Raw genomic sequence first — 26,570 nt, 5'->3', positions numbered from 1 at the left:
TTTGTTTTGGAGTGGCTCATTGAATGGCGGGCAGCGTCTCTCACAAGGTCTTTACGCGCTCGATCATCTCGGCGGCAAAGGCCATGTAAGCCTGCGCGCCCTTGGCCGACTTGTCGAATACCACGCCGGGCATGCCGTGGCTGGGCGCTTCGGCCAGGCGCACGTTGCGCGGCACGATGGCGGTAAACACCTTGTCGCCAAAGTGCCCCTCGAGCTGTGCCGAAACCTGCTGCTGCAGCGTGACGCGCGGATCGAACATGACCCGCAGCAGGCCGATCACCTTGAGATCGCGGTTCAGATTGGCATGCACCTTCTTGATCGAGCTGACCAGATCGGACAAGCCTTCCAGCGCGTAGTACTCGCACTGCATCGGGATGATCACCCCGTGGGCGGCACACAGGCCGTTGAGCGTGAGCAGCGACAGCGAGGGCGGGCAGTCGATCAGAATGAAGTCGTAATCGGCATCGAAGGGCGCGAGCGCATCCCGCAGACGCTTTTCGCGCTTGTCGAGATTGACCAGTTCGACTTCCGCACCGGCCAGATCGCGGTTGGCGGGAAGGACGTCATAGCCACCGGTGGATGAGTTGACGCGCACGTCGGCAAGCCCGGACAGCCCCACCAGCAGGTGATAGACGGAGGTGGTCAGGCTGCGCTTTTCCACCCCGCTGCCCATGGTTGCATTGCCCTGCGGGTCGAGATCGATGAGCAGGGTGCGCTGACCAGCCTGATGCAGGGCAGCAGCGAGATTGACGCAGGTGGTGGTCTTGCCCACCCCGCCTTTCTGGTTGGCTACACAGAAAATACGAGCCATGGTCGAGTTCAGAAGCTTCCGGTTGCAGGACGCGCACACGGTGTGCGCGTCCTCAAGTGTAGTTCAATGCGGCAGCGCAGCACGCGCGCCGGGCGTAATTTAAGCAGCATTTCCTGCAGGAATACGGCGAATGATCAGCAGGTGGCGCTCGGCATCCAGCCCCGGCACCGTGAGCGGATGCACCTCGCTCAGCGCCCATCCGGCTGGCAACACCGCAAGCTCATCGGCCGGATGCACGCCCTTCATCGCATACAGCGCACCCCCCTCGGCCACCAGATGACCCGCCAGATTGACGAAATCGGCCAGGCTGGAGAAGGCGCGCGAAATGACGCCGTCAGCCGCGCCACCCGGCAGGCGATCGGGTTGTACCTGCTCGACGCGGGCGTTGATCACGTTGAAGTTGCCCAGTTTCAGCTCGATCTTGGCCTGTTGCTGGAACGTTGCCTTCTTGTTGACCGTTTCCACCGAGCTCACCACCAGCCCGCTGCGCACGATGGCGAGCGGAATGCCGGGCAGCCCGCCGCCCGAACCGATGTCGGCGAGCTTGCCCAGATCGCCCACCCACGGCAGCACGGTGAGTGAATCGAGCAGGTGATGCGTAATGACTTCACGCGGATCGCGCAGCGCGGTGAGGTTGTAGACCCTGTTCCATTTCAGCAGCAGTTCGCCGAACGCAAGCAGGCGATCGACGGTTTCCTGCGGCAGCACAAGGCCGAGCGCCGCGATGCCCTCGTTCAGTTCGCGGGCGTGGGAAGCAAGTGCACCGCTCATGCCAGCTTCCGTCCGTCGTCGGCACGTGCAGCCAGATCGCGGCGCTTGAGCCACACCAGCAGCAGTGAAATCGCCGCCGGCGTGATGCCCTGAATGCGCCCGGCCTGGCCGATGGTTTCAGGTTTGTTGAGGTTGAGCTTCTGCTGCACTTCCTTCGACAGCCCCCGCACCTCGGCATAGTCGAGATTGGGCGGCAGCAGAGTGGACTCGGCCTGCAGCTGACGCGCCACCTCGTCGTCCTGACGGTCGATATAACCCTGGTACTTGGCCGCAATTTCCAGCTGCTCAACCACCTGCAGATCGGCTTCCGGCTGCTCCGGCGCGCCCGGCAGGCTCATCAGGGCTGCATAGCTGGTTTCAGGCCGGCGCAGCAGTTCGAAGTAGCGGTACTCGCGCTCGAGCGGCTTGCCGAACACGCGGATCTGGTCTTCAGCCGGAATCGCATCCGGGCGCGCCCAGCTCGACTTGAGGCGGGCGGATTCGCGTTCGATCGCCTCGCGCTTGGTGCAGAAGGCCGCCCAGCGCACGTCGTCTACCAGGCCGAGCTCGCGGCCCTGCTCGGTGAGGCGCAGATCGGCGTTGTCTTCGCGCAGCTTCAGGCGGTACTCGGCACGCGAGGTGAACATCCGGTACGGCTCGGCCACACCCCGCGTGATGAGATCGTCGACCAGCACGCCGAGGTAGGCCTCGTCGCGGCGCGGACACCAGGGCTCGCGCCCCTGCACCTGCAGCGCCGCATTGGCACCGGCCAGCAAGCCCTGCGCCGCGGCTTCTTCGTAGCCGGTGGTGCCGTTGATCTGACCGGCGAAGAACAGCCCGCCGATGGACTTGGTCTCGAGACTGCTCTTGAGGTTGCGCGGATCGAAGTAGTCATATTCGATCGCATAGCCCGGACGCAGGATGTTTGCATTCTCCAGCCCGCGGATGCTGCGCACGATGTCGAGCTGCACGTCGAAAGGCAGCGAGGTCGAAATCCCGTTGGGGTAGATCTCGTGCGTCGTCAGCCCTTCCGGCTCGAGGAAGATGTTGTGGCTGTCCTTGTCGGCGAAGCGGTGGATCTTGTCTTCGATCGACGGGCAGTAGCGCGGCCCCACGCCCTCGATCACGCCGGAATACATCGGCGAGCGGTCGAGGTTGGCGCGGATGATGTCGTGGGTGCGGGCGTTGGTGCTGGTCATCCAGCACGGCAGCTGTGCCGGATGCTGGCTGACCGAGCCGAGGAAACTGAACACCGGCTCAGGGTTGTCGCCGGGCTGCTCGCTCATCACCGAGAAATCGATGCTGCGGGCATCGAGCCGCGGCGGCGTGCCGGTCTTGAGGCGGCCCTGCGGCAGCGCGAGCTCCTTGAGGCGCTGGCCCAGCGATACGGCGGGAGGGTCGCCCGCACGGCCGGCCGAATAGTGCTGCATGCCGACGTGGATCAGGCCATTGAGGAAGGTGCCCGCGGTCAGCACCACGGTGGGTGCCTCGAAACGCAGGCCGATCTGGGTGACGACGCCGGTGACGCGGTCGCCGATCACGGTGAGGTCATCCACCGCCTGCTGGAACAGCATCAGGTTGGGCTGGTTTTCCAGCCGCTTGCGGATCGCCGCCTTGTACAGCACACGGTCGGCCTGGGCGCGGGTCGCGCGCACCGCCGGCCCCTTGGAGGCATTGAGGATGCGGAACTGGATACCGCCCTCGTCGGTAGCCTGCGCCATCGCACCGCCGAGCGCATCGACTTCCTTGACCAGATGGCCCTTGCCGATGCCGCCGATCGACGGGTTGCAGCTCATCGCCCCCAGAGTCTCGATGTTGTGGGTGAGGAGCAGCGTCTGCGCGCCCATGCGCGCTGCCGCCAGGGCAGCCTCGGTCCCGGCGTGACCGCCGCCGACCACGATGACATCGAAACGGGTGGGATAGAGCATGGCGCGCTCCGCGCAGTAAACCTTTTGGGAAGGGGCGAGATTCTACGCTTTCGAACCGCAAAAACCTAGCACCTGCGTTCCATGTTCCACGAAATAACCATTTTTAAACATGGTTTTATACTTCGCAGCGAGATGGGTTCCGCAACTTCGTGCCAGGCTGTCGCGTGCTCAGTCCGGACTTGATGTGTCGTCGGAAAACTCATTGGCAATGCGCTTGAACTCGTCTTCCACGGCAAGAAAAGCATCCACGATTGCGGGATCGAAATGCCCACCCCGACCGTCCCTGATGATCTCGGCAGCACGATCATGGGGAAAAGCAGGCTTGTACACCCGTCGGCTGATCAATGCATCGTAGACATCGGCCACCGCCATCAAGCGCCCCGGCAAGGGTATCTGCTCACCCTGCAAACCGTGAGGGTAGCCCGTGCCATCCCAGCGCTCGTGATGACTCAGGATCAGTTCGCGCGCAAGGCCGAGAAATGAACTGGTGCCGAGGCGTTCTTCGGCCACCTCAAGCGCCTTGCTGCCGTACAGGACATGCTGCTTCATCTCCTCGAACTCTGCCGGCGTCAGCGCGCCCGGCTTAAGAAGGATCACATCGCGCACGGCAACCTTGCCAATATCGTGCAGGGGCGCGCAGCGATAGAGCAGATCGATGGTCTCCTCGTCGAGGACCGTGCGATAGCCATCCAATTGGCTCATGTGTTCGGCGAGCACCCGGACATAGCGCTGTGTCCGCTTGATATGGCCGCCGGTTTCCGAATCGCGGTACTCAGCCAGTGTTGCAAGGGCCTCGATCGTGACCTGCTGGGTCAGGGCCAGTTCTGCGGTGCGAGCCTGGACGAGCGCCTCCAGTCCCCGTTCGTAGCGCTTGAGCGCCAGGTGGTTGCGCACCCGCGCTTTCACCACCACCGGCTCGAACGGTTTGCGGATGTAATCCACCGCGCCCAGCGCGAGGCCATTGGCCTCGTCGCCTGTCTGATCGAGGGCCGTAATGAAAACCACGGGAATATGCGCAGTCGCCGAATCACGTTTAAGCCTGCGGCAGACCTCGTACCCGTCCATGTCCGGCATCATGACATCCAGCAGAATGATGTCCGGCTGGGGCGAGGCATGGGCGATCTCCAGCCCTTTCCTGCCCGACACGGCGGCGTGCACGACGTAATCCGCGCGCAGCAACTGCCGCAGCAGTTCGATGTTCTCTGGGGTATCGTCAACAACCAGAACGCTCTGCTTGTCTGTGCATTCGATTGTCATTTCATGTACTTTTCAACGTGACCTGCTAGCGTAACCTGAATCGGTGATCCAAGGCATCGGCCAGTTCGTCGAGTACGATCAAGGCGCCCTCAAAGTCGAACGCCCGAACGCACTCGTCCAGTCTCGCCAAGGGCTCGACTTCAGATCCAAGCCGCGCCTGCAACGCATCCAGCTCCTCGACCGCGTCGGTATTGCTGGTCGCCAGCAGCTGACGCAGCCGGACAAGATGCACCTGCAACGCTTCATGGTCCAGCGGCGCTGCGGGGGCATCCGGTACCCGCACAATCCTGTCCAGGCCATCGATGACTTCCGATAGCGTGCGCTCGACCGCGGCAACACAGCGCTCGATGAGATCTCCTTGGGCCGCATGCCTGCAGGCCATCTCGAGCTCCGTCGCATCTGCGGCAAGCGCGGTCGCGCCGATTGAGGCCGAGACGCTCTTCAAGGTATGGGCCAGGCGCGTCGCCGTCGCCTGGTCTTCGTCGGCGAGTGCGGTGCGGAATCGCGCAACGAAGTCCTTCTGCCCCCGCAGGAAGAGCAGCAGCAGTTTGCGATAGGTACGCTCGTCGCCATTCGACACGGCCAGTCCCGCCGCCGTATCGATGCCCGGCAAGCTCACCGAAAACGCTTCACGCTCCTCGCTGCCAGGCCTGACATCCACCCTTGCACCGACGCGAACCTCAGGATGAATCCACCTGGCCATCGTCATGAACATCTTGGCCACATCGAGCGGCTTGTCGATCTGGTCGTTCATCCCCACGCCAATCGCCTTTTCGCGATCACCTGCCATGACATCCGCAGTCATCGCAATGACGGGCAAGTCCTTCCATCGCGGATCAGCGCGAATGGCCCGGGTCGCTTCGAAACCGTCCATCACCGGCATCTGCAGATCCATCAGCACGCCATCGAACGCCTCACGCGCCAGCCACTCCAGTGCCTCGCGCCCATCGTTGGCGATGCGGGTGGAAATCCGCGCGTTGGTCAATAGATCGGTTGCGAGCTCCTGGTTGAGCTCATTGTCCTCCACCACCAGCACATGCGCGCCCCGCAGACGTTCGATCACCGCTCTGTTCTCGGCGTCACGCATCGCCCGATGGGCTCGCACCGGCACCTTGTATCCGTGGACGCGCTGGATGGCATCGAGCAGCGACGACGGCGTCACCGGTTTTGCGATCACCTCGTCCACGGCGGCATCCGCAGGCACTTCGTCAGGATCGCGTGCGGTGACCATGATCACTTTTGGCTGCTGCTCATGAGCCCATTCGGCACGGATACGGCGCGTGCATTCCAGCCCATCCATGCCGGGCATCACCCAGTCCATGAGCACGAGACCATACGGCGTTCCGCCCCGGCACGCGGTGTCGATCTCCGCAAGCGCCTGTTCGCCGCTTGCCGCGGTGCGAACCCTGAAGCTCAGCAGCGTAAGCATGGCGCTCAGAATATCCCGCGCACTGCTGTTGTCATCGACGATCAGCACCCGCATGCCCTTGAGGTCGTCGTCCGGCTGCAAGCGCTCATCCACGGCATCGGCCCGGCAGGGCAGCGAGATGGTGAAGTGGAACTCACTGCCCTGCCCTTCCACGCTGTGCACGCCGATATGCCCGCCCATCATCTCGACCAGGTTCTTCGAGATCGCCAGCCCCAGCCCGGTTCCACCAAAGCGGCGTGTTGTGGAACTGTCAGCCTGCGTGAAGTGCTTGAACAGCTGGGCCTGCTGCTCCGGGCTGATGCCAATCCCCGTGTCGCGGACGGAAAACCTGAATGTTGCCCTCTGTGCGTGCGCAGCGACACCGGTGCCGCCGGCTTCAGGCAGTCCGGGCTCACGGGAAAGCACCTCAACCTTGAGCACGACCTCGCCAGACTCGGTGAATTTCACCGCGTTGTAGCCCAGATTGGTGAGCACCTGGCCGATTCGCAGCGGATCGCCTGCAAGCTGCTGCGGCACATCGGGCCGAACGTCCAGCAACAGTTCAAGCCCCTTCTGCTCGGCCTTCAGGCCCACCACGTTGGCAAAATCGGTGAGCACATCCTGCAGACTGAACGGCACTTCCTCGAGCACAAGTCTGCGTGCCTCGATCTTGGAAAAGTCGAGAATGTCATTGATCAGCCCCAGCAGCGATCCTGCAGAACGCTGCACCCTGACCAGATAGTTGCGCTGACGCGGCGTGAGTTCGGACTCGAGCACCAGATGCACCATACCGGTGACGACATTCAGCGGTGTACGGATCTCATGACTCATATTGGCCAGGAAGTCAGACTTGGCCGCATTCGCTGCATCCGCCGCCTGCCGGGCCTTCTCAAGCTCGATTTCTCCCTGCTTGCGGCCCGTAATATCAAGCATCGCACCCAGCATGCGAACGGGCCTGCCAGCATCGTCGGGCACGACCTGTACGATCTGTTCGACATACCGGCGCGCGCCCGTCCCCGCCTGCACGATCCGGTGTTCGAACTGCAGCCGTCGTGACGAATCGAGCCACGCGCTCTCGAGCGCTGAACGGACCCTCTCCCTGTCGTCCGGATCCACTGCATCCAGAAAGTGCGCCCAGGTCGGCGCAAGCGCATCCGGTTCAAAGCCGAAAATGCGAAACAGCTCTTCCGACCACTGTTGCCGATCATCCTTGCGCGTCCACACCCAGCTCCCCAGATGCGTCATCTCCTGCGCGCCCTCCAGGATGGTCCTGCTCTCGGCAAGTGCCTCGGTCGTAGCCGACAGTTCTGCCGTGCGCTCGACGACTCTTGTCTCGAGTTCGCTCTGTATCTTGCTCAACTCGGCAGTGCGTTCAGCAAAGCCGCGCGCCAGCGCCTCGAGCTCGTCACCTGTGCCCAGCGGAGCGCCAAGCGCCTCAGCCGCATCGTTGGAGGTGACGCGCCGGTAGAGTTCAAGAATCGGACGCGCGATGGAGTTTCCGATCCACGCCGAGACAAAGACCGCGATCAGGGTCAGCACGCCGCCCAAGAGCAACAGACGCTGCGTGACGGCCCAGACCGCCGTGTTGCGGACGGATTCGGGCACACCGATCTCGACCTCCAGCCCGAGGTCAAGAAGCAGGGGCGTACGTGCGTCCGGACGGAAGCGCTGGCTGATGTAAGACGGGCCTTCGACGTGATTGAATGCGATCAGCTCACGCTCGCCATCGATCAGACGAAAATACGCTTGCGGAAGATCAACCTGATTGCGCCTGCCGATTGCACCAAGATCGAACTCAACGACGACTGCGCCCTGCACGGTCTTGTAGAAGTAGATGGGTACTGCCACCACCAGACGGTCTGCTTCCGGCCGTATGAACAAGGCCCGCTTTCCGAGCGCCAATGCGCTGCGCAATTCGCGCGAGGCGTTGTAATCGACCACGCCGCTATCGGTCTGGAACACCGGCCGGCCGTCAAAATCGACCAGCGAAAACACCGCTACATCGCGCCCTTCAGCAAAGTTTTCCGTCAGTTTAGGCAGGTAGGTGCTGCGCCCTTGGGCATCGACGAGGCCGTTAACGACCAGCTGGTTGTCGGCAAGGCGCTCGGTGTTCTCGACCAGATACGCAATCCGCTGCTCCAGCAGTGCCTGCGTCGACCATCCCGCGCCCTGAAGCGTTTGCTGCATCTGACGTTCGATGTTGCTGTCGAGCAGCACCGCGACGAGCGCGGTCGCCAGAACCATGGTCGCGGCCACGAAGCCAGCAACCTGGAGCACCAGCCTGCGCTTGAGACTGCGCCCGAGGTGCGCGCCGGAAGACGAAGCGGATCGTTCAGTATCCATCACAGCGTTCGTCCGGGTCATTGGTCGGCACGCACGATTGCACCATTGCTCGCATAACGTGCCATATGAAAGTTCTCAACCCCCATTGCGTCGTGGCGCCGGGGCGAGAAGGCCGGCGCATACCGTCGCACCGCGCCCTCGAAGGGTGGCAGGGATTCGAGGGCGCGTTGCACCGCGGCATGCTCGGTCGTCCCTGCCTGCTGAACCGCCAATGCAAGAAGATGTACGCTGTCATACGCCTGCGCAACGGCCTGCGGCACCGGAACATCCTGGTTTGCGTCCAGCGCGTAACGGGCACGGTAGCGCTGCTCCAGCGCCCGGCTCGCGGCTCGGCTGTTGCCGACAAAGGTGAAGGTCTGGAAGAAGCTGAGATCCACCTTTGCCAAAGCCTCGCTGTTGTCGCCCCAGAAATCGCCACAGCTGATGCCCCAGTGCGATACGACGCGCGTCAGCACGCCACGCTCGGCCAGGCGCTTCACAATCCGCCCGCCCTCATCGGGCGCAGCGATCATCATCAGTACATCCGCGCGGCCTTGCTCCACCCGGGACACCAGCAGCTCGAAATTGGTCTCACCCCGATTGAAGCTCTCTGCCGCCACGAAATCGAGCCCCCGTTCCTTGAGCTGCGTGCGCATCGACTCAAGGTTGCCGCGTCCCCACAATGAGTTCTCGAACAGAATGGCCGGCCGCCGGCCATGGCGAAGTACGTGCTCAATCACGAAAGGCGCAACAAGCGTATCGGAAGCAGACACGCGAAATACCGGATCGGCCGCGCGATCCAGGGCAATCACCTCCGAGGCAGCCGCCCAGGGCACGACGAAAGGCAGCCCGGCCCGGCGCACGACATCGCCTTGTGCCACTGCGACGCTGGACTGCACGCCTCCAAGCACACCGACCACATCCGGACGGGAGGCGAAATATTCCATGTCGCTCACGCCCAGACTTGGCAAGCCCTTGTGATCGCGTGCAATCAGTTTCAGCTTCTTGCCCAGCACGCCGCCGGACGCGTTGATCTCGTCGATCGCCAGTGCCGCTCCGCGCCTGAAGCCCAGACCGGCGCTGCGACACTCCTGCGAGAGATCGGCATCCAGCCCGACGACAATTTCATCACCACGACCATACTTGCGATCAAGCAACTCCTCGGACAGGGACAGCACATCGGCGCCGATCACCTCCTCGAAAATGCCTGGAATGTGCTCGGTCGCAGCCGCAAACTGTGCCCGCTCCTGTGCGGTCAATTGATGGATCGAGACACCAGACTGCCGAATGGTCTCGAGCAGCGCCTCCTCGCGCCGACGGGTTTCGGCGCGCTCCCATGGCGTCAATTCACGCGCGGTGTCGATCAACAACTTCTGTTCGTTCGCGGACAGGCGGTCAAACACCTGCGCACTGATCATGAAGATGTAGCCCAGATACCCGTGGCTGCTCAATGTAAGGTGCGACTGCACCTCGTGCAGGCCCATGCTGACGATCGCCACCAGGGGATTCTCCTGGCCATCCACAGCCTGATCGGCCAGCGCCTGGCGGGTCGCATGAAAGTCGATCGGAATCGAATGCGCCCCGAAGGCATGGAACTGTTTCATCAGCAGGCGGCTTTTCATGATGCGGATATTCATGCCCGCAAAATCCGCGGGGCTGCGCAGCGGCCTGTTTGCGGTGAAGTGCTTGAATCCGTTCTCCCAGAAGGTGACACCGATCAGATCAATGTCGCGCAACTTTCCGAGCAGAATCTGACCGGGCTCGCCGTCGAGCATGTCGTACAGGTCTTCGCGCGCAGGAAAATAGAATGGCAGGTCTGCGTACTGCATGGCGGGCACCGACACGCTCACCTTGGCTGTCGGGATCAGCAGGATGTCGAGTTCGCCACGACGCGCCATCTCCAGCATTTGATCGTCGGTACCGAGCTGCTGGGCGGGAAAAACCTCCACCTGCAGCTGTCCGCCGCTACGCTCGGCAACAAGCGCTGCAAAGCGCGCCGCCGCCTGATGCAAGGCACTGTCTTCAGGAATGTTATGGCCGAAACGCAGCACATCGATTGCGGCAGGCGCCCCTCCATTGCTCAAGACGGGTTCGGACTCGTGGCGATACACCAGCGATGTAGCCAGGAGCAACGCGCTCAACAGGATCAATCCGATGACGGCTGCAACAGGATTCTTGAACATGACACCACTCCGGCCGGGACGGCACACGCACACCGTATCTCGCCCGGCAAAGTCCTTATCGGGGCCAAGGTTATCACTTTACGCATAGCAGTCACGGGAACATTCTCACGCAATGCAATCGATCAACCGGGGCATTGAGGGCGCACACGAACCGCCGTCACCACCCCGGCGATCAGCAAGGCAATGCCGGCCAGCGTCAGTGGCTCCGGCCAGACGCCGCGCAGGATGTAGGCGTAACTCAGCGCAGCAAGGGTTTCGAAAACGATCAGCTGACCCACCATCGCCGTGGGCAGGCGCTGGCTGGCCTGATTCCAGCACAGCGTGCCGAGCCAGGAGGCGAGCAGCGCAATCGCAAGCATCAGACCAAGAAAGAAGGCCGGCCGCGGCCCGAGCGGCATGGGAAAGCTGCTGTCGGAAAGCGCCATTCCGCCCCACAGCAATACGTAGCCCGCCAGCGCCAGCGGCAGCGTGGCCAGCCCCTGAGCCGTCGCCCATACGCGCGGGCTGCGGCCTGGATGCTCGCGCAACCAGTCCGCATTGCGGATCGGATACCAGGTCCAGCACACCACCGCGCCCAGACCGAGCACGCCCCCCAGGAGGTAGCGCCCAGAATCGGCATCGGCGTCCGCACGCAATGCGTCCAACTCCACCTGATTGACACAGGCAATTCCGACGGCGATCACCAGCAGGGGCAAGGCCAGCCGCGACCACGGCAGGCGCCCGTCCCGATCGCCGTTACGCAGGTTCGACACGATGGCGATCACCACCGGCAAGGTGCCGATCAGCATCGTCGGCAAGGGGCCGCCGGCGCGCTGAATCGCACTGGACAGAAGGAAGTAGTAAAGAAGGTTGCCGATCGCCGCCAGCTTGAGCGCATCCTTCCAGTCGGCACGCGTCAGCCGCGCCAGGCTCCGGCGGTCAATCCACGCCAGTGGCAGTGCAATCAGACCAAAGGCGAGATAACGCCCGACCACCTGCAAGGCCGGAGGATATTCCTCCAGCAGCATGGGGCCGACAAACACCAGCCCCCACAACAAACCTGCGCCGAGGGCGTACAGGACACCAAGCCACATATCGATTTTCCGCTCGAGACCCTACCGCCGCTGCATGGGCGCAGATCGCCATGTCATTACGGACGGATTCAGGCCGGCGAACATAGCATGCCAATGCCCGCAGTGACTCAGGCCGCCCCCGGCCCCAGTGGCAGCGCAGTCTTGTCGATCACCCGGCGCAGGACGAAGCTCGAGTGCACGCCCGTCACGCCGGCAATGCGGGTCAGGCGGTTGAGCAGCAGCTCCTGATAGGCGTCCATGTCGGCCACCACCACCTTGAGCTGATAGTCGGCTTCCTGACCGGTAATCAGCAGGCACTCGAGGACCTCGGGGATGGCCGCAACCTGCGACTCGAAATTGACGAAGCGCTCGGGCGTATGACGGTCCATCGAAATGTAGATCAGCGCCATCAGCGACAGGCCGAGCTTGCGCGCATCGAGCATGGCGCGGTAGCCGGTGACCAGGCCGGACTCTTCCAGCGTGCGCACCCGGCGCAGACACGACGAAGGCGACAGGCTGATGCGGTCGGCAAGGTCCTGATTGCTGATACGGCCTTCGTCCTGCAACACCTCGAGGATCTGGCGGTCGTAGCGGTCGAGCTGCATGCAATGTCTCCGATCGCGTTTCAATCGGCAGATTCTTGCATCAAACCCGAGCTCAATGCACTGATCGCGAAAAAATCACCGGCCTGACCAACTGCGACTCAGCCGGGATCACACCCTTGCCGCAGATCCCGTTCGACGGCAATGACAATAGACGAACTGCTGAACCGCACCCGAGGGCGTCGCGTGCGCCTCCCGTTCATGTGCAAGCAGTTCGAACGGTGCGCCGAACGTTGCATGCAATTCACTGGCGCTGTAGCGCATGACCGGCAGCCCGCTGCACTTTGTCGGTCCATCTTCGGCAAAGGTCGCGACGATCACGTGGCCATCGGGCTTCACCACCCGCAGTACGGTCTCGATATAGGCATGGCGTTCCTGCGCCGTGGTCAGGAAATGAAAAACAGCGCGGTCGTGCCAGATGTCGATGGATTGGCTGGGCAGACCGGCGTTCGTGATATCCGCTGCCACCCAGTTGATCGTGTGCGCAGACTCGCCGAGCCGTGCCCTGGCGACCGCGAGCGCCGCTTCCGAGAGGTCAAGCACGGTGAGTGCCGAATAGCCCTCCCGCAGCAAATCGTCGACCAGCGTCGATGCCCCGCCGCCTACATCCAGCACCGCTGCCGATCGCGGCAGGCCGGTCTCGCGGATGAGGCGAAGGGAACGCAGCGCGTGATCCTGAAACCAGCTCACGCCTTCGGCGGGAACGTCCGAGTAGACCTTCTCCCAGTGCGCCCGGGATTGCATTGACTGACCCATTGATCACCTGTCCGTGTTACATCAGATCGAGCGGGATTTTCAGGTAGCGCACCCCGTTGCTCCCCGGGGGCGGCAGATTGCCTGCGCGGATGTTTACCTGTATCGCGGGCAGCATCAGCTGCGGCAGATCCAGGGTGGCATCGCGCTGCGTTCTCATGGCAATGAACGCCGGCTCGGTGATGCCATCCCCGACATGAATGTTCTGTGCCCGCTGCTGCGCCACGCTGCTGAGGCCGCATGCCTCGCGCCCTGCCGTCGGGTAGTCATGGCACAGGTACAGGCGAGTACTGGCAGGCAGCGCCAGCAGACGGCAGATGGAGCGATACAGGGTGGCGGCATCGCCCCCCGGAAAATCGCACCGTGCCGTGCCGACATCGGGCATGAACAGCGTATCGCCGACGAACACCGTGTCGTCACCGACCTGGTAAGCAATGTCTGCTGGCGTGTGACCGGGCACGTGCAGCGCCTGCGCCGGAAGCGGACCGATGCTGAAGCACTCGTCCGCCGCAAAGAGGTGGTCGAACTGCGTGCCCTCGCAGCTGAATCCCGGCCCCAGATCATAGACGTCGTGAAAGACCTGCTGAACCTCGCGAATACGGGCGCTGATGCCCACCTTGCCGCCAAGCACACTGCGCAGATAGGCCGCGGCAGACAGGTGATCGGCATGCGCATGCGTTTCGAGCAGCCACTCGACCTTCAGCGCGCGGGCGCGCACGAAGTCGATGATCCGGTCGGCACCGCTGGTGGACGTACGCCCCGAGACCGGATCGAAACCAAGCACCGGGTCGATGATTGCGCATTCGCAGCCGGCACCGGCGTACACCACGTAACTGAACGTACCCGATGCGGCGTCGAAGAATGGCTCTGCGAGCGTCTTCACGAAGAATGTCCTGCTGATTTATGGATGTTGTGCATTGCCTTGAAGCAACGGACCGAAGGCCAACGCACGGATCAGTGGTACGAAACGCCGCACCACCGATCCGCGAACAGGCGTCGATCAGTAGGTCTTGTACGGCAGGAACTTGCCGGACATGTTGATGCTGACGCGGTCACCGGCGGGGTGGGGCTCGCGCTGAAGGTCCATCTTGAAATCGATCGCCGACATGATGCCGTCGCCGAATTCTTCGTGGATAAGCTCCTTGAAGGTCGTGCCATACACGCTGATGAGCTCGTAGAAACGGTAGATCAGCGGATCGGTCGGCACGGCAGTCGGCAGCGAACCCTTGTAGGGCACGGCCTGCAGCACGGGAATGGCCTCGGGCGGCAAGGCGAAGATGTCGGCAACAATCGCAGCCTGTTCCGCGGTGAAAGCCATCTGCCCCAGACAGGCCGAGGTCACCCACTCCTTTGCCAGGCCGATCTTTACGGCCACATCCGCCCACTTGATGCCCTTGGCAATCTTGGCGGCCACGATCATTTCGGTAACGTCATTGCGGTTCATGTGATCTCTCCTTGAGGAAACTACTGATTAACAACTTTCTTGAGCTGCGGGACCGGACGTGCGGTTTCGGGCGCCAGTGCGGCCTGTTGCTCCTCGGCCAGCCCCGGGCGCACCACCGGCGGGTGTTTCGGGTCGTACTGGGCGAGCTCGCCGCCACCTGCATAGTCCTTCGATCGATTGACGAGGAAGTCGACCAGGTGATTGCGAATCCGGTAGTACTGCGGGTCGTGATGCATTTCGGCGCGGGTGCGGTTGCGCGGCATCGTGATCTCGACGATCTCGGCAACCTTCGCCAGGGGACCGTTGCTCATCAGGATCACCTTGTCGGCGAGCAGGATGGCTTCGTCCACATCGTGGGTGATCATGAAAACGGTCTGGTGCGTGGCCTGCACGACCTTCAGCAACTCGTCCTGAATGGTGCCGCGGGTCAGCGCATCGAGTGCGCCGAAGGGCTCGTCGAGCAGCAGCATCTTGGGCTGGATCGCAAATGCGCGGGCGATGCCTACGCGTTGCTTCATGCCCCCGGACAGTTCGGCCGGCTGCTTGTGGATGGCATGCCCGAGTCCGACCATTTCGAGGTATTCGGTGCAGTGTGCTGCGATCTTCGCCTTCGACCAGTCCGGCCACTTCGACTTCACCGCAAACGCCACGTTACCGAGCACCGACATCCACGGCATCAGGGCGTGGCTCTGGAACACCACCCCACGGTCCAGGCTCGGTCCCTTGACCTCGCGGCCATTCATGATGACCACGCCGCCCGAAGCCTCTTCGAGGCCGGCAAGCACATTCAGGATCGTCGTCTTGCCACAACCCGAATGCCCGATGATGCAGACGAACTCGCCCTTTTCGATTGAAAAATGAATGTCTTCGAAAACCGGCGTACCGACTTTTCCGTCACTGGTCGGATAAGCCTTTTTCAGGCCTTCCACGCTGAGATAATGATTGGTCATGGCATCAGTCCCGGTAGGTGACCATCTTCTGCAACACACCGAAGGCGAAGTCGAGCAGCATGCCGACGAGGCCGATCATGGTGATTGCAAAGATCACGTTAGGCAGGGCGAGGTTGTTCCACTCGTTCCACACGAAATAGCCGACCCCCGTTCCGCCGACCAGCATCTCGGCTGCGACGATGACGATCCAGGCAATGCCCATGGAGATGCGCATGCCAGTCAGAATGGTCGGCGCTGCCGCCGGCAGGATGACCTGGAAGGCCTTGCGCATCGGGCCCACTTCGAGCGTGCGCGCCACGTTGATCCAGTCGCGCCGCACCGACGCGACACCAAACGCGGTGTTGAGCAGCATCGGCCACATCGAGCAGATGAAGATGACGAAGATGCCCGACACGTCCGAGTCCTTCAGCACGTACAGCGCCAGCGGCATCCACGCCAGCGGCGAGATCGGCTTGAGTACCTGGATGAAGGGGTTGAGCGCCCGCGTCATCAGCGGCGACATGCCGATGATGAATCCAAGCGGCAGGGCCACCAGGGTGGCGAGGAAGAATCCCGCGCCGACACGCATCAGCGAGTAGGCGATCTGGATGCCGATCCCCTTGTCGTTGGGGCCATTGTCGTAGAAGGGGTCGGACAGGAAATGCACGAAGGTGCGCCCGACCGCCGACGGCGTCGGAAAGCCCTCGGCCTTGCCCGCGCCTTGCCCCATCAGGGCGGCGTATTCCGCGTCGGCGGCGGACACCACTACATTGTCCGACGGCAGCGTCGCGTAATGCCAGATGCCAATGAAGCAGGCAAAGAGCACGAGCGACAGCAGTGCGGCACGAATAGGCAGGTGCTTGTTCATGGCCGCACCCCCTTGCCGCAGGGTGAAAGGACGTCTGCCCATCCGTGCTGACGGGACAGTTCCGGCGCATCCGGGCGGATGTTGAGTCGTTGCGAACTGGCTGACATGATGGTCTCTCTGTTATGGAGTGGGTCCGGCGTCACGCCCCGGCTGAAAGGCCTTTCAGGTAGGCCTCGGGCTGTGCAGGATCGAACTCCTTGCCCAGAATCATGTGCTTCTTGTAAGTCTGCGCCGGCGCCTCCAGCCCAAGCTCGGCCATGCGCTTCTTCGCATCGGTGGCGAGATACACGCGCTCGGCGATGTCCTGGTAATTCACTTCGCCCTTGATGTAGCCCCAGCGCTTCATCTGCGTCAGCATCCACACCCCCATCGAATGCCAGGGGAAGGGATCGAACGCAATCCGGTTGGGCTCGCTGAGCACATGACCAAGACCATCGGCATAGCGCCCCACCAGCACCTGCTCCACGACGGTCTGCGGCTGGTTGAGGTAGTTCGCCGGCGCGATCATCTCGGCCACGCCCTTGCGGTTCTCGGCCTTGTTGACGTATGCGGTGGCACCGATGATCGAGCGCACGAGCGCTGCGAAGGTGTTGGGGTTCTGGTTGACGAAATCCTCGGTCGCAGCGAAGGCGCAGCACGGGTGGTTGTCCCAGATCTGGCTCGTCAGCAGGTGAATGAAGCCGACCTTCTCATAGACCGCGCGCTGGTTGAACGGCTCGGCGACGATGAAGCCGTCGAGGTTTCCGGAGCGCATGTTCGCAACCATGTCGGGCGGTGCCATCACGCGCAGTTGCACATCCTTGTCCGGGTCCAGACCATGGGCGGCAAGGTAGTGACGCAGCAGGAAGTTGTGCATCGAGTAATCGAACGGGATCGCGAACTTCATGCCCTTCCAGTTGCGGGGGTCGCGATTGTTCTTGTGCTTTACATGGAGGGTGATGGCGTTGCCGTTGATGTTCTCCATCACCGGCATCACCATCGGCGCCGCGGTCGAGCCTGCGCCGAGCGAGATCGCCAGCGGCATTGGCGACAGCATGTGCGATGCGTCGAATTCCTTCGCCAGCACCTTGTCGCGCACAATCGCCCAGCCTGCCGTCTTCTGCAGCGTGACGTTCAGCCCTTCACGACCATAGAAGTCGGCGGCGCCGGCAAAGATGATCGGCGTCGCGCAGGTGATGGGCAGGAAGCCCACCGTCAGATCCTTCTTCTCCAGCGGCCCGGCCTTCTCCAGCGTCATGGCCTGGAGGTCGGAAATCGGCATCATGCTGGCAATCGCGGCCATCGCCGCATTGGCGCCAACCGCCTTCAGAAACCGGCGACGGGTCGCGTCCTGCGGGAATATCGCACGCACCAGCGCGGCTTCAACGAAATCGGTGGAGAGGCTTTCGGCCTTCTCGCCGCGCAGGCTGCGCGCGCGTGCCGCTTCGGCATCATGTTCGTGCTGGCTGCCATGCTGACCACAGGAGCAGCGACCGAGTGCGACATCGGCCGCATAGGGGCGATAGAGGTTTTCGTCTTTCATGGCTGGGCACCTTTTCTCTGGAAGGGAAAAATCTGTTGTCGTTCGAATGCTGGCGGCGTCAGGCGGCAAGGCGCTGGCGCAGGCTACCTGCCTCCAGCCTTGCCACCACCTCACCGTTGCGTCGCTGGTTCATGCGCAACATGTCGGCGGTTTCCTCGACCACCACCCACTCCCCGTCCGCGCAGGGCAAGCCATGCACCACGACCGGAAGCGATTTCGTTTTGAGCCGTATCACGGGTTGAACATGCGCATAGCCCGGGTGCTGACGGCCAAGCAGGTCATGCGCAATGGCGGCGGCCTGTTTGGCGATCGGCTCGATGAAGCGGCAGGGCATGCCGACCAGGCTGACGCAGTCGCCCAGCGCATACACGTCGCTGGCACTGGTTTGCATGCTGACCGGATCAACCACGATGCCGCGCTCGAACTCGAGCCCTGCAGCGCGCGCAATGCGGTCTTCGGTGACCAGGCCGGTTGCCGCGACAACCTCGTCGGCATCGATGCGGAGGCCGCCGGCAGTGACGATGTGCTTGCTGCCATCCGCCGCAGGGGTGACTGAAGCAACCTGCGCCGAACCAATGAATTCGACACCAAGCGCTTCAAGACTCAGGCGCAGGCGCTCGCCGGCGAGCGGCGGCAGCAAGGCCGCCAGCGGCGTGGCCTGCAGGTCGAGCAAGGTCACGGCGTGGCCGGCACGGGCAAAGTCTTCTGCAAGTTCGCAGCCCACCATGCCGGCGCCGATGATTGTAACGCGACGCTTTCCCGATACCAGCCTGGCGCGCAGCCCCGACCAACCGGCAAGGTTGTTGACCCGCCAGCACACGTCGGCAGGCAAGGCGGCAGGCAGCGCCGGACGCGCACCCTGCGCAAGCACCAGTTTCGTGAATTGAAGCGTTCCACGGGACGTACGCAACTGGTGCAGCGCGGGCGACAGGCCGACCACACAGGTGTCGGCCAGCAAGCGCACACCCAGACGCGCGGCCGCTGCAGCTGCACTTTCGCGCACCAGGTCTTCAGGCGCATGCCCCCGGCTCAGCGCAATCGACAACTCCGGCTTGTGATAGCGATCTCCGTTACAGGCACTCACCAGCGTGATTCCGATTTCGGGATCAAGCGCGCGAACCGCCTCCGCAACCGACCAGCCGGCAATGCCGGCACCGACGATGACGACACCCGCAGTGCGGGAGACCGCGACGGATGCACATGCGGGGCTCTCCATTTCGAGTCCGGCGTACGGCTCGAAATCGTTCTTCATGACGCCGCACAGCGGACACTCCCAATCGTCGGGGATGTCCTCGAAGCGGGTTCCGGGCGCCAGTCCGCTATCGGGATCGCCTTTTTCTTCGTCGTAGATCAGGCCGCAGGCGCGGCAGATGAATTGCTTCCACGCGGATGTCGATGCGTTCATGCCGGCATCTCCTCGCGCGACAGACGATCCATCTCCCAGCGCAGATGCTTGATTGCGGGGGTCACGATGGCAACGAAGTGCGCCTCGCGGATACGGCGCTGAGGCCCTGAACTCATCAGGTAGCCGCGCGCGCCCTGATGCATGAGGGCCGACTGCGACGCGCGCAGCGCGAACTCGGCACCCTGGGTGCGGGCATCGAGCACATCGAGAAGATAGTCCTTGCTTCCGTCGTAGGGCGTCAGCGCAAGCTTCGCCACCCGCGCGCCAAGCTCGTCGAACTCGGCCTGCAGTTCATCGGGGCGGTCGTGCAGGAAGCTGTTCACATGCCCAAGCAGCGGCTCCACCTCCCTCATCGAATCGATGCTGCCCTGCGCCACCCCCACCGCGATACCGGCCTGAAGCAGCACGAAGGCTGCCCGGATGCGGGCGATGAAGGGCTTGGCGGGGTCGGCGATCATGTCGTCTTCGCCAACAAAGAGGTTGTCGAGACGGACGCCCCAGGTGCTCGTGCCCTCCATGCCCGAAAACTCCGGACACGCGCGCAGCACGACGTCTTCGGTGCAACGCAGCATGAACATGATCTCGTGCGAACGGCTGCCGTCGTCACGATAGACCGCTGCAATCGCGCCACAGTACTGCCCCGGGGCAATGTGGCTGACCCAGGGCAGCGCGCCGCTCACCCGGTAGCCACCGGCCACCTTGGTGGCACGCAGCAGCATCTTCTCGATGCCGGCAAGCGCCTTCATCGGGTTGGAGAGCGCCGTCCCGCCGAAGGTCTCGCCGAGCGTGTGAGCGCGCAGCATCTCGCCAGTCAGCGCCGGGTTGCCCGACTGCTCCATGTACAGGCCGCATACATCGTGAGCCCAGGTCAGGAACCCGGTCGATCCGCAGCTGCGGCTGATTGCGCGCATCGCGTCGATGGCGAGGCCATAGCGGCAGCCGCTGTCTTCAAGGTGGGCGCCAAACGCCCCCGCCCGGCCGAGTGAGGCCATGATCTCGAGCGGATAGTGGCCTTCGTGATCGATACGGTACGCCGCATCGGACAACGGACCGTTTGCAACCGCAGTCACGCGTTCCATGACCTGTGCATCGGTCCACGACGGTTCGAACACAGATTGGCTTTCATCGGCAGGATTCATGGCTTTTTCTCCGGTTAAGGCTGGCTGGACGAGGCGTGGGGCCCTCAGTCGGCCAGGCCGATGGTGAAAGGAATCGGGTTGCGCATCGTGTTCGCGACCGGCGAGTAGTAGTTCGCATGCTTGACGATGTCGTCGAGCTCTTCGCGGCTGGCATCGCCCTCGATCACGACCTTGACCCGGATGTCCTGGAAACCCATCTCTTCGGGCTTGCGCTCCGCGCCACCGGCACCCCAGGCGGCCGAATTGCCGATGTCGGCTTCGAGAAAGACCTCGAGGCGCGACAGCTTGACCTCACGATGGGTGGCCACAGCCGTGATGCCGACACTGAGACAGCCGCCGAGCGCGGAGAGGACGATTTCGCCCGGTGCCGGTGCGGTGTTCTCGCCAAACAGGTGCAGGGGCTCATCGACCACCACCGGGTTATGGATCCCGACAAAACTCCACGAGCGGAACTGCCCCTGCATTACGGTATGAACCTTGTTGGTACCGCGGCGCTCGGGGTTCTCGCGACCCGAAGCGGCGAATTTCAACAGCCCGTCGCGATCGATCGGACGAAGCTGGGTTTTGACGGTTTGGGGATTAAGGGTCGTGGTCGTCAAGGCGTTCTCCTGGGGAATTGGACGGCGGATTTGCTACCGCACTCGGTACATCGCAAATTCGATGGACTCGACATCCCTATCGCAACGACCGTGCCAGAAGAACAAAAAACTTTTTAATTCGTTGATTTTTATCAAAACATGACGATTATTGATGTGATTGTCATCGTTTGAGCATCTGATGACAGTCACTGACATTGTTAACAATGTCGACATTTTGTGAACACTTCAGGCGCGGGCGATCGCTGTCCTTCCAGTCGGATCCATCACGCATCCAGCGCCAGCTTCTGCCAGCGATAGGCAAACTGACGCGCAGTCATGCCCAGCGCCTGTGCTGCGCGCGACTTGTTTCCCCCACACTGGGCCAGCGCCTGGCGCAACTCGGCTTCCGAATGTGATCCTGCGGGCGCGTAGGGGCGAACGTTCGGAAAGGTGCCCGAGTGCGCAGCCGCTCCTGCACCCGGAGCGGACTCGACCAGCGCCTTCGCTGCCGACACTGCTTCGCCGCTGGGCATGAATTTCTCGATGTCGGCGAGGCCAACGATCGGCTTCTCGGCCAGCAGGACGATGCGCTCGATCAGGTTCGACAGTTCGCGGATATTGCCCGGCCATGAGTACGCTTCCAGCCTGGCAATCGCCTCCTGGGTCAGGTTCACGCTGCGCTGGTTTGTCTGGTTGGCCCGGCTCATGAAATTGAGGGCCAAGGCACGAATATCGCCCTTGCGCTCCGCCAGTGAAGGCAGCCGGATGGGAATCACGTTCAGGCGATAGTAAAGATCCTGCCGGAACAGCCCCCGGGCCACCTCCATTTCGAGATCGCGGTTCGTCGCCACCACGAGGCGGACGTCAATGCGGATCTCGCGCTTGCCGCCAAGATGAGTGATCGTGCCTTCCTGCAAAGTGCGCAGCAATTTGCCCTGCATCGATAGCGGGAGTTCGCCGATCTCGTCGAGAAAGATCGTGCCCCGGTTAGCCTGCTCGAACAGTCCCTCGCGGTTCGTGCTGGCGCCGGTAAATGCGCCACGCTCGTAGCCAAACAGTTCGGACTCGAACAAGGTATCGGGGATCGCCGCGCAATTCACCTTGATGAAAGGCGCGTCGCGGCGCGGACTTGCAAGGTGCAGGGCGCGCGCAAAAAGCTCCTTGCCCGTGCCCGATTCACCCAGCAGCAGCACGCTCGCAGTCGAGTCCGACACCTTCTCCAGCTCGGAAATTGCCCGCAGCAGCGGGGGCGACGTGCCGATGATCCCGTAGCGGGCGGTCTCGTGCTCGAGGGCATGAATCAGGATCTGGTTCTGTTGCTCAAGTTCGCGGGTCTTGGCCTCGAGCATCGCCTGCAGCTGCAACAACTGCCCTGCGAGCGTGGCCAGGATGCGCAGGATCGAGAGGTCGTCGGCAAGCGCGCGGCTGCGCGTGCGAATGCGGTGACAGGCCAGCACGCCGATGGTTTTCTGCTCGATGCGGATAGGCAAGGCAATGAAGGAGACCGGCCCTGAAGGCAGACTTTCACGCTCGACCGCACGCCCAAGGAAGTTCTCGTCACGATCGATGTCCTGCACGATGATGAGCTGACCGTGCGCCAGCACCGCCCCGGTGACGCCTTCTCCGGGCAGATAACACCCGCGCTCGACCTCATGCCGGGTCAGGCCGTAGGCGTAGCGAATCCGGCTCGATTTGCCGTCATCGTCGAGCAGGACGATTCGCCCGCGGTTGAGGCCGAGCAGTTCCGACAGCAAATGCAGGGTCTCGCGCAAGACGACATCGGGCGAAAGGCTCTTGCCGACGAGGCCCATGATCTGCTGCATCAGCAGCATTTCCTGTTCGCGCCAGAACGAGGGGGAACTGTCCAGATCGGACTCGGTAGGCTGTGCTTGCTCCATTAGTAACTTCTAACACGGCTGCACGCCACAAGCCAATGCCCCGGCAGGACAGGAAGGAGCGGACACCGTCGCAGCAAGGGCGGAAATCGACCTGTCATCACGAACGAAATCACACGCGCAATGACGATCTTACACACGGAAAATCAGTGAATCCCGTCTTGAGTGCACAATATTCTGTTTCCTGCACAAAATACGAAATTTTCTTCTCCATTCAATCTGATTTTGTCCCGAACTTGCAATCGTCTGCCGCGTGCTCCTGCGTAAGATTCTCCCTATCGCCTCAGGGCTCAGACAGATCGAGGAACACGCCATGATGTTGCAGGATCCAGCCACCAAGTACCGTCCCTTTGCACCGATCCGGCTCGCCGACCGTCAGTGGCCGAGCCGCGTCATCGACAAGGCACCGATCTGGATGAGCACCGACCTGCGCGACGGCAACCAGGCGCTGTTCGAGCCGATGAACGTCGAGCGCAAGATGCGTATGTTCCGCACCGTGTGCGAGATTGGCTTCAAGGAGATCGAGGTCGGCTTCCCCTCGGCCTCGCAAACCGACTTCGACTTCGTGCGTCAGCTCGTCGAGGGCGGTCACATTCCCGCCGACGTCACCATCGAAGTGCTCACCCAGGCGCGTGAAGACCTCATCCGCCGCACCATGGAATCGGTGCGCGGTGCGCCGCGCGCCATCATTCACGTCTATAACGCAACGTCGCCGACCTTCCGCGACGTCGTGTTCGGCATGAGCAAGCCCGAAGTGATCGCGCTCGCCGTATCGGCCGTGCGCATGATCAAGCAGCTCGCCGCCGAGCAGCCTGAAACCGAGTTCATGCTCGAATACAGCCCGGAAACCTTCTCCGCCACCGAGATCGACTTCGCTGTCGAGGTGTGCGATGCGGTCACGGCTGAGTGGGGCGCGACGCCCGACAACAAGGTGATCCTCAACCTCCCGGCCACGGTCGAGGTCGCCACGCCCAATATCTATGCGGACCAGATCGAGTGGATGCACCGCAATCTCGCCCGTCGCGACAGCGTCATCCTCAGCCTGCACCCGCACAACGACCGCGGCACGGGCGTCGCCGCCGCCGAGCTCGGTCTCATGGCGGGCGCCGACCGCGTGGAAGGCTGTCTCTTTGGCAACGGCGAGCGCACGGGCAACGTGGACATCGTCACCCTCGCGCTCAACCTCTACACCCAGGGCATCAACCCGGGGCTCGATTTCTCCGATATCAACGCGGTTGCACGCACCGTCGAGTACTGCAACCAGCTCCCGATCCATCCACGCCACCCCTATGTGGGGGATCTCGTATTCACGGCCTTCTCCGGCTCCCACCAGGACGCCATCAAGAAGGGATTCGCTGCTCAAAAGGCCGGCGCCCCGTGGAACGTACCCTATCTCCCGATCGACCCGGCCGATGTCGGCCGCAGCTATGACTCGGTGATCCGGGTCAATAGCCAGTCGGGCAAGGGCGGCATCGCCTACCTGCTCGAAACCGAATACGGCATCGCCATGCCGCGTCGCCTGCAGGTAGAGTTTTCACGCGAAGTGCAGAAAGTGACCGATGCGAGCGGCGGTGAAATGGCGGCAGCCGACATCTGGGGGCTGTTCTCGCACACCTATCTCGAGACCGACACACCGGTGCGCTATTGCGAGCATCACCTGTTCGAGCATGGCGCTGCACAGGGCATCCGCCTCGTGGTCGAGATCAGCGGCACGCGGCACATGCTGGCCGGTGAAGGCAACGGCCCGATCGATGCCGCAGTGCATGCCTTGCGCACCGTCGGCATCGACGTTCAGGTACGCAGTTTCGAGGAGCGCTCGGTGGCCCCGAGCGAGGACGGCGGCAATGCGCAAGCCTGCGCCTTCGTCGAACTCTCGGGGGCCAGTGGCGGTATCGACTGCTATGGCGTCGGCATCGACACCAACATCGTCACTGCGTCCATTCGCGCCATCGTCAGCGGTGTAAACCGGCTGGACCCGGCTGCCGCCGGCAACCCGGTCGCGCAGGCAGCCTGAACGGCAACGTCAGCCCGAACACCGGCGGGCCCTCCGCGGGTGTTCGGGAACCGCATGTGCCCGGGCTCCACACCACGGGCACATGCATCAGCAGGGTGGAAACAAGGGCATCCAGCAGGCCAGGGCGTCGTCACGCGGATCCCCGCGCTCCACTGAGCCGTCCTCCAATGGCAGACGCTTTTTTGCCGCCTCCGTTTCGGCTGCCGAAAACCAGCCTTGCGACCAGCGCTGTACCTGCTCCAGAATTTCCAGACGCATTTCACACCTCCTGTCTCACAGACAAGGACACCGCGCACCACGCAAGGCGATGCGCTCGGGAACCCGCCCCAGATCGGTGCAGGCCGGCGGAAAAATGGCCTGCTGAACCGCGCCGGCAGGGCGAGCACCCTTTTCCCAAGCACCATTTGTACCAACATTTCTGCGCGCAGCGGCCGTCTCTGCCTGCGCATCACAGTACCGGCTGAGGGCTGAGCGTGACGGCCCCGCCGCGTCCGCGGCCGCCGGCACCCCGGTAACGATCTCCGGGCCACGGCCTTCCCACCTGGAACGACCGGCCTGCTTCCTGCTTTAACGGCGTGCGCCTGCGCACCCGGAACGGCGTGCGTGGCGCATTTGTGACCCCGACCATCACATACGCCGCTGCCATGCACATCCACGCCCGCGCCCTGAAGTACTTCGACATGATTCGCCGCTGCGGCTCGATCCGCGAAGCGGCACGGCGACTGCATGTCGCCTCATCGGCAATCAACCGCCAGTTGCTGCAACTGGAAGAAGCCATCGGCTCGCCACTGTTCGACCGCATGCCGGGTGGCTTGCGTCTGACCGCCGCCGGCGAGATCTTTTCGCGCCACGTCATCACCGTGCTTCAGGACGAGCACCGCATGGCGAGCGAGCTCGATGCACTCAAGGGAATCCGTCGCGGCGAGCTGTCGATCGCGGCCATCGAAGGCGTCAATGCCGACCTGCTGCCCAATGTGCTCGAGCGCATGATGAAGCGATACCCGATGCTGCACATCTCCGTGCGCCCGGCGGGTTCGGAGGTTGCCGCTGCCGCAGTCGCTGCGGGCGATGCCGACGTTGCCATCGGCTACTCGATCGAGCGCAACGAAGCCCTGCGCCAGTGCGCACTCGGCCGCTTTCGTCTGGGGGCGATCATGCCTGCCGATCACCCACTGGCCTCCAGGACGAGCGTCAGTTTTGCCGACTGCGCGCGCTACCCGCTGATTCTTGCCGGCAAGCCGCTTTCCATTCATACCCAGCTGCGTCCGCTGCTCTCGCACCACCGCAAACCCATCACCGTTCTGATGGAAAGCGCCTCGGTGGAACTGGCCAAGAGCATGTGCCTGCGTGGCGTCGGGCTGGCCTTCCAGACCCGGATCGGTATCGAGGACGAGTTGCGCGAAGGCCGCCTTGTGCATGTGCCGCTGATCGCTGCAGGACCGGTCATCTCCGACCTCGGCATCTACGTTCGTAGCGGCCGCTCACTGCCCCCTGCGCTGGATGCACTGATCCGCGTCCTGAGCGAGGAAGTCGCCCGCTGCGAGGCGGACGAGCCCACGCTCAACCCGCAAGGGCCGGCCTAATCCATGCGTGCGCACCATCATTCCGGGTGATGCCGTTTCGGCATCACCCCTGATCAAATTTGACGCTATCGGCAGCATCGGAGCGCCGCATAGGATGAATGCAACACCACTCACGATTGAGCGCGCG

At 62.9% G+C, this 26,570-nt stretch carries 21 protein-coding genes; 2 read left to right on the top strand and 19 right to left on the bottom strand.

Annotation, left to right across the window (positions count from 1 at the left end; genetic code table 11):
* Positions 1-40: 40 nt before the first annotated feature.
* From CEW87_RS06460 to CEW87_RS06375, 18 genes are all read right to left on the bottom strand, one after another.
* Positions 41-811, bottom strand: a complete 771-nt coding sequence (locus CEW87_RS06460) for a ParA family protein (protein WP_108971956.1) — start codon at positions 809-811, stop codon at positions 41-43.
* A gap of 99 nt (positions 812-910) precedes the next feature.
* Positions 911-1,582: a 16S rRNA (guanine(527)-N(7))-methyltransferase RsmG gene (gene rsmG, locus CEW87_RS06455; protein ID WP_108971955.1), complete on the bottom strand. Its 672-nt coding sequence runs from the start codon at positions 1,580-1,582 to the stop codon at positions 911-913.
* Positions 1,579-3,489 (bottom strand): tRNA uridine-5-carboxymethylaminomethyl(34) synthesis enzyme MnmG, encoded by a 1,911-nt coding sequence (gene mnmG, locus CEW87_RS06450; RefSeq protein WP_108971954.1) that lies wholly within the window; start codon positions 3,487-3,489, stop codon positions 1,579-1,581. Before mnmG ends, rsmG begins: the two co-directional genes overlap by 4 nt.
* Before the next feature lie 168 nt (positions 3,490-3,657).
* Positions 3,658-4,746: an HD-GYP domain-containing protein gene (locus CEW87_RS06445; protein WP_108971953.1), complete on the bottom strand. Its 1,089-nt coding sequence runs from the start codon at positions 4,744-4,746 to the stop codon at positions 3,658-3,660.
* A 25-nt stretch (positions 4,747-4,771) separates the two neighbouring features.
* Positions 4,772-8,497, bottom strand: a complete 3,726-nt coding sequence (locus tag CEW87_RS06440; RefSeq protein ID WP_159098098.1) for a response regulator — start codon at positions 8,495-8,497, stop codon at positions 4,772-4,774.
* Between the two features lie 17 nt (positions 8,498-8,514).
* The gene (locus CEW87_RS06435; RefSeq protein ID WP_108971951.1) at positions 8,515-10,659 is read right to left on the bottom strand and encodes a DctP family TRAP transporter solute-binding subunit; all 2,145 of its coding nucleotides are present in this window, start codon (positions 10,657-10,659) and stop codon (positions 8,515-8,517) included.
* A gap of 122 nt (positions 10,660-10,781) precedes the next feature.
* Positions 10,782-11,732 carry a DMT family transporter gene (locus CEW87_RS06430; RefSeq protein ID WP_108971950.1) on the bottom strand — a complete coding sequence of 317 codons (951 nt, stop codon included), beginning with the start codon at positions 11,730-11,732 and terminating at the stop codon, positions 10,782-10,784.
* A 107-nt stretch (positions 11,733-11,839) separates the two neighbouring features.
* Positions 11,840-12,316 carry an Lrp/AsnC family transcriptional regulator gene (locus tag CEW87_RS06425; RefSeq protein WP_108971949.1) on the bottom strand — a complete coding sequence of 159 codons (477 nt, stop codon included), beginning with the start codon at positions 12,314-12,316 and terminating at the stop codon, positions 11,840-11,842.
* 108 nt (positions 12,317-12,424) lie between these two features.
* Complete coding sequence (locus CEW87_RS06420) at positions 12,425-13,069, bottom strand: class I SAM-dependent methyltransferase (RefSeq protein ID WP_234421693.1); 645 nt, start codon at positions 13,067-13,069, stop codon at positions 12,425-12,427.
* A gap of 16 nt (positions 13,070-13,085) precedes the next feature.
* Positions 13,086-13,949, bottom strand: coding sequence for an MBL fold metallo-hydrolase (locus CEW87_RS06415; protein ID WP_108971948.1), 864 nt, complete (start codon positions 13,947-13,949; stop codon positions 13,086-13,088).
* A gap of 117 nt (positions 13,950-14,066) precedes the next feature.
* A complete protein-coding gene (cynS, locus tag CEW87_RS06410; RefSeq protein ID WP_108971947.1) occupies positions 14,067-14,510 on the bottom strand; it encodes a cyanase in 444 nt (147 codons plus the stop codon).
* Between the two features lie 20 nt (positions 14,511-14,530).
* The gene (locus CEW87_RS06405) at positions 14,531-15,460 is read right to left on the bottom strand and encodes an ABC transporter ATP-binding protein (RefSeq protein ID WP_108971946.1); all 930 of its coding nucleotides are present in this window, start codon (positions 15,458-15,460) and stop codon (positions 14,531-14,533) included.
* A gap of 4 nt (positions 15,461-15,464) precedes the next feature.
* Entirely contained in the window at positions 15,465-16,307 is an 843-nt protein-coding gene (ntrB, locus tag CEW87_RS06400; protein WP_108976985.1) for a nitrate ABC transporter permease, read from the bottom strand.
* 139 nt (positions 16,308-16,446) lie between these two features.
* Complete coding sequence (locus CEW87_RS06395; protein WP_108971945.1) at positions 16,447-17,829, bottom strand: CmpA/NrtA family ABC transporter substrate-binding protein; 1,383 nt, start codon at positions 17,827-17,829, stop codon at positions 16,447-16,449.
* 58 nt (positions 17,830-17,887) lie between these two features.
* The gene (locus CEW87_RS06390) at positions 17,888-19,234 is read right to left on the bottom strand and encodes an FAD-dependent oxidoreductase (RefSeq protein ID WP_108971944.1); all 1,347 of its coding nucleotides are present in this window, start codon (positions 19,232-19,234) and stop codon (positions 17,888-17,890) included.
* Positions 19,231-20,373 (bottom strand): acyl-CoA dehydrogenase family protein, encoded by a 1,143-nt coding sequence (locus CEW87_RS06385; RefSeq protein WP_108971943.1) that lies wholly within the window; start codon positions 20,371-20,373, stop codon positions 19,231-19,233. Before CEW87_RS06385 ends, CEW87_RS06390 begins: the two co-directional genes overlap by 4 nt.
* A 44-nt stretch (positions 20,374-20,417) precedes the next feature.
* Positions 20,418-20,972: an OsmC family protein gene (locus CEW87_RS06380; protein WP_108971942.1), complete on the bottom strand. Its 555-nt coding sequence runs from the start codon at positions 20,970-20,972 to the stop codon at positions 20,418-20,420.
* A 263-nt stretch (positions 20,973-21,235) separates the two neighbouring features.
* Positions 21,236-22,849, bottom strand: a complete 1,614-nt coding sequence (locus tag CEW87_RS06375) for a sigma-54 interaction domain-containing protein (protein ID WP_199917138.1) — start codon at positions 22,847-22,849, stop codon at positions 21,236-21,238.
* A 310-nt stretch (positions 22,850-23,159) separates the two neighbouring features.
* Here CEW87_RS06375 and leuA point away from each other — a divergent pair, with 310 nt between their 5' ends.
* Complete coding sequence (gene leuA, locus CEW87_RS06370; RefSeq protein ID WP_108971941.1) at positions 23,160-24,860, top strand: 2-isopropylmalate synthase; 1,701 nt, start codon at positions 23,160-23,162, stop codon at positions 24,858-24,860.
* A gap of 87 nt (positions 24,861-24,947) precedes the next feature.
* Here the strand turns inward: leuA and CEW87_RS22360 are convergent, their stop codons facing one another.
* A complete protein-coding gene (locus CEW87_RS22360) occupies positions 24,948-25,118 on the bottom strand; it encodes a hypothetical protein (RefSeq protein WP_159098097.1) in 171 nt (56 codons plus the stop codon).
* Positions 25,119-25,474: 356 nt separating this feature from the next.
* Here CEW87_RS22360 and CEW87_RS06365 point away from each other — a divergent pair, with 356 nt between their 5' ends.
* Positions 25,475-26,443, top strand: coding sequence for a LysR family transcriptional regulator (locus CEW87_RS06365; RefSeq protein WP_234421692.1), 969 nt, complete (start codon positions 25,475-25,477; stop codon positions 26,441-26,443).
* Positions 26,444-26,570: the final 127 nt, after the last annotated feature.

The sequence above is a fragment of the Parazoarcus communis genome, assembly GCF_003111665.1.
In the GTDB taxonomy this organism is placed as follows: Bacteria; Pseudomonadota; Gammaproteobacteria; order Burkholderiales; family Rhodocyclaceae; genus Parazoarcus; species Parazoarcus communis_B.
Note: the sequence above shows the minus strand (reverse complement) of the source record. Positions and strands in the feature narration are given on the sequence as shown.

Bases quoted from the DNA above. Each gene is read 5' to 3' on its own strand.
- CEW87_RS06390 (WP_108971944.1), bottom strand. From the start codon at position 19,234: ATGAACGCATCGACATCCGCGTGGAAGCAATTCATCTGCCGCGCCTGC.
- rsmG (WP_108971955.1), bottom strand. From the start codon at position 1,582: ATGAGCGGTGCACTTGCTTCCCACGCCCGCGAACTGAACGAGGGCATC.
- cynS (WP_108971947.1), bottom strand. From the start codon at position 14,510: ATGAACCGCAATGACGTTACCGAAATGATCGTGGCCGCCAAGATTGCC.
- CEW87_RS06405 (WP_108971946.1), bottom strand. From the start codon at position 15,460: ATGACCAATCATTATCTCAGCGTGGAAGGCCTGAAAAAGGCTTATCCG.
- CEW87_RS06445 (WP_108971953.1), bottom strand. From the start codon at position 4,746: ATGACAATCGAATGCACAGACAAGCAGAGCGTTCTGGTTGTTGACGAT.
- CEW87_RS06395 (WP_108971945.1), bottom strand. From the start codon at position 17,829: ATGAAAGACGAAAACCTCTATCGCCCCTATGCGGCCGATGTCGCACTC.
- CEW87_RS06440 (WP_159098098.1), bottom strand. From the start codon at position 8,497: ATGGATACTGAACGATCCGCTTCGTCTTCCGGCGCGCACCTCGGGCGC.
- ntrB (WP_108976985.1), bottom strand. From the start codon at position 16,307: ATGAACAAGCACCTGCCTATTCGTGCCGCACTGCTGTCGCTCGTGCTC.
- CEW87_RS06435 (WP_108971951.1), bottom strand. From the start codon at position 10,659: ATGTTCAAGAATCCTGTTGCAGCCGTCATCGGATTGATCCTGTTGAGC.
- CEW87_RS06420 (WP_234421693.1), bottom strand. From the start codon at position 13,069: ATGGGTCAGTCAATGCAATCCCGGGCGCACTGGGAGAAGGTCTACTCG.
- CEW87_RS06430 (WP_108971950.1), bottom strand. From the start codon at position 11,732: ATGTGGCTTGGTGTCCTGTACGCCCTCGGCGCAGGTTTGTTGTGGGGG.
- mnmG (WP_108971954.1), bottom strand. From the start codon at position 3,489: ATGCTCTATCCCACCCGTTTCGATGTCATCGTGGTCGGCGGCGGTCAC.
- CEW87_RS06375 (WP_199917138.1), bottom strand. From the start codon at position 22,849: ATGGAGCAAGCACAGCCTACCGAGTCCGATCTGGACAGTTCCCCCTCG.
- CEW87_RS06425 (WP_108971949.1), bottom strand. From the start codon at position 12,316: ATGCAGCTCGACCGCTACGACCGCCAGATCCTCGAGGTGTTGCAGGAC.
- CEW87_RS22360 (WP_159098097.1), bottom strand. From the start codon at position 25,118: ATGCGTCTGGAAATTCTGGAGCAGGTACAGCGCTGGTCGCAAGGCTGG.
- CEW87_RS06385 (WP_108971943.1), bottom strand. From the start codon at position 20,373: ATGAATCCTGCCGATGAAAGCCAATCTGTGTTCGAACCGTCGTGGACC.
- leuA (WP_108971941.1), top strand. From the start codon at position 23,160: ATGATGTTGCAGGATCCAGCCACCAAGTACCGTCCCTTTGCACCGATC.
- CEW87_RS06460 (WP_108971956.1), bottom strand. From the start codon at position 811: ATGGCTCGTATTTTCTGTGTAGCCAACCAGAAAGGCGGGGTGGGCAAG.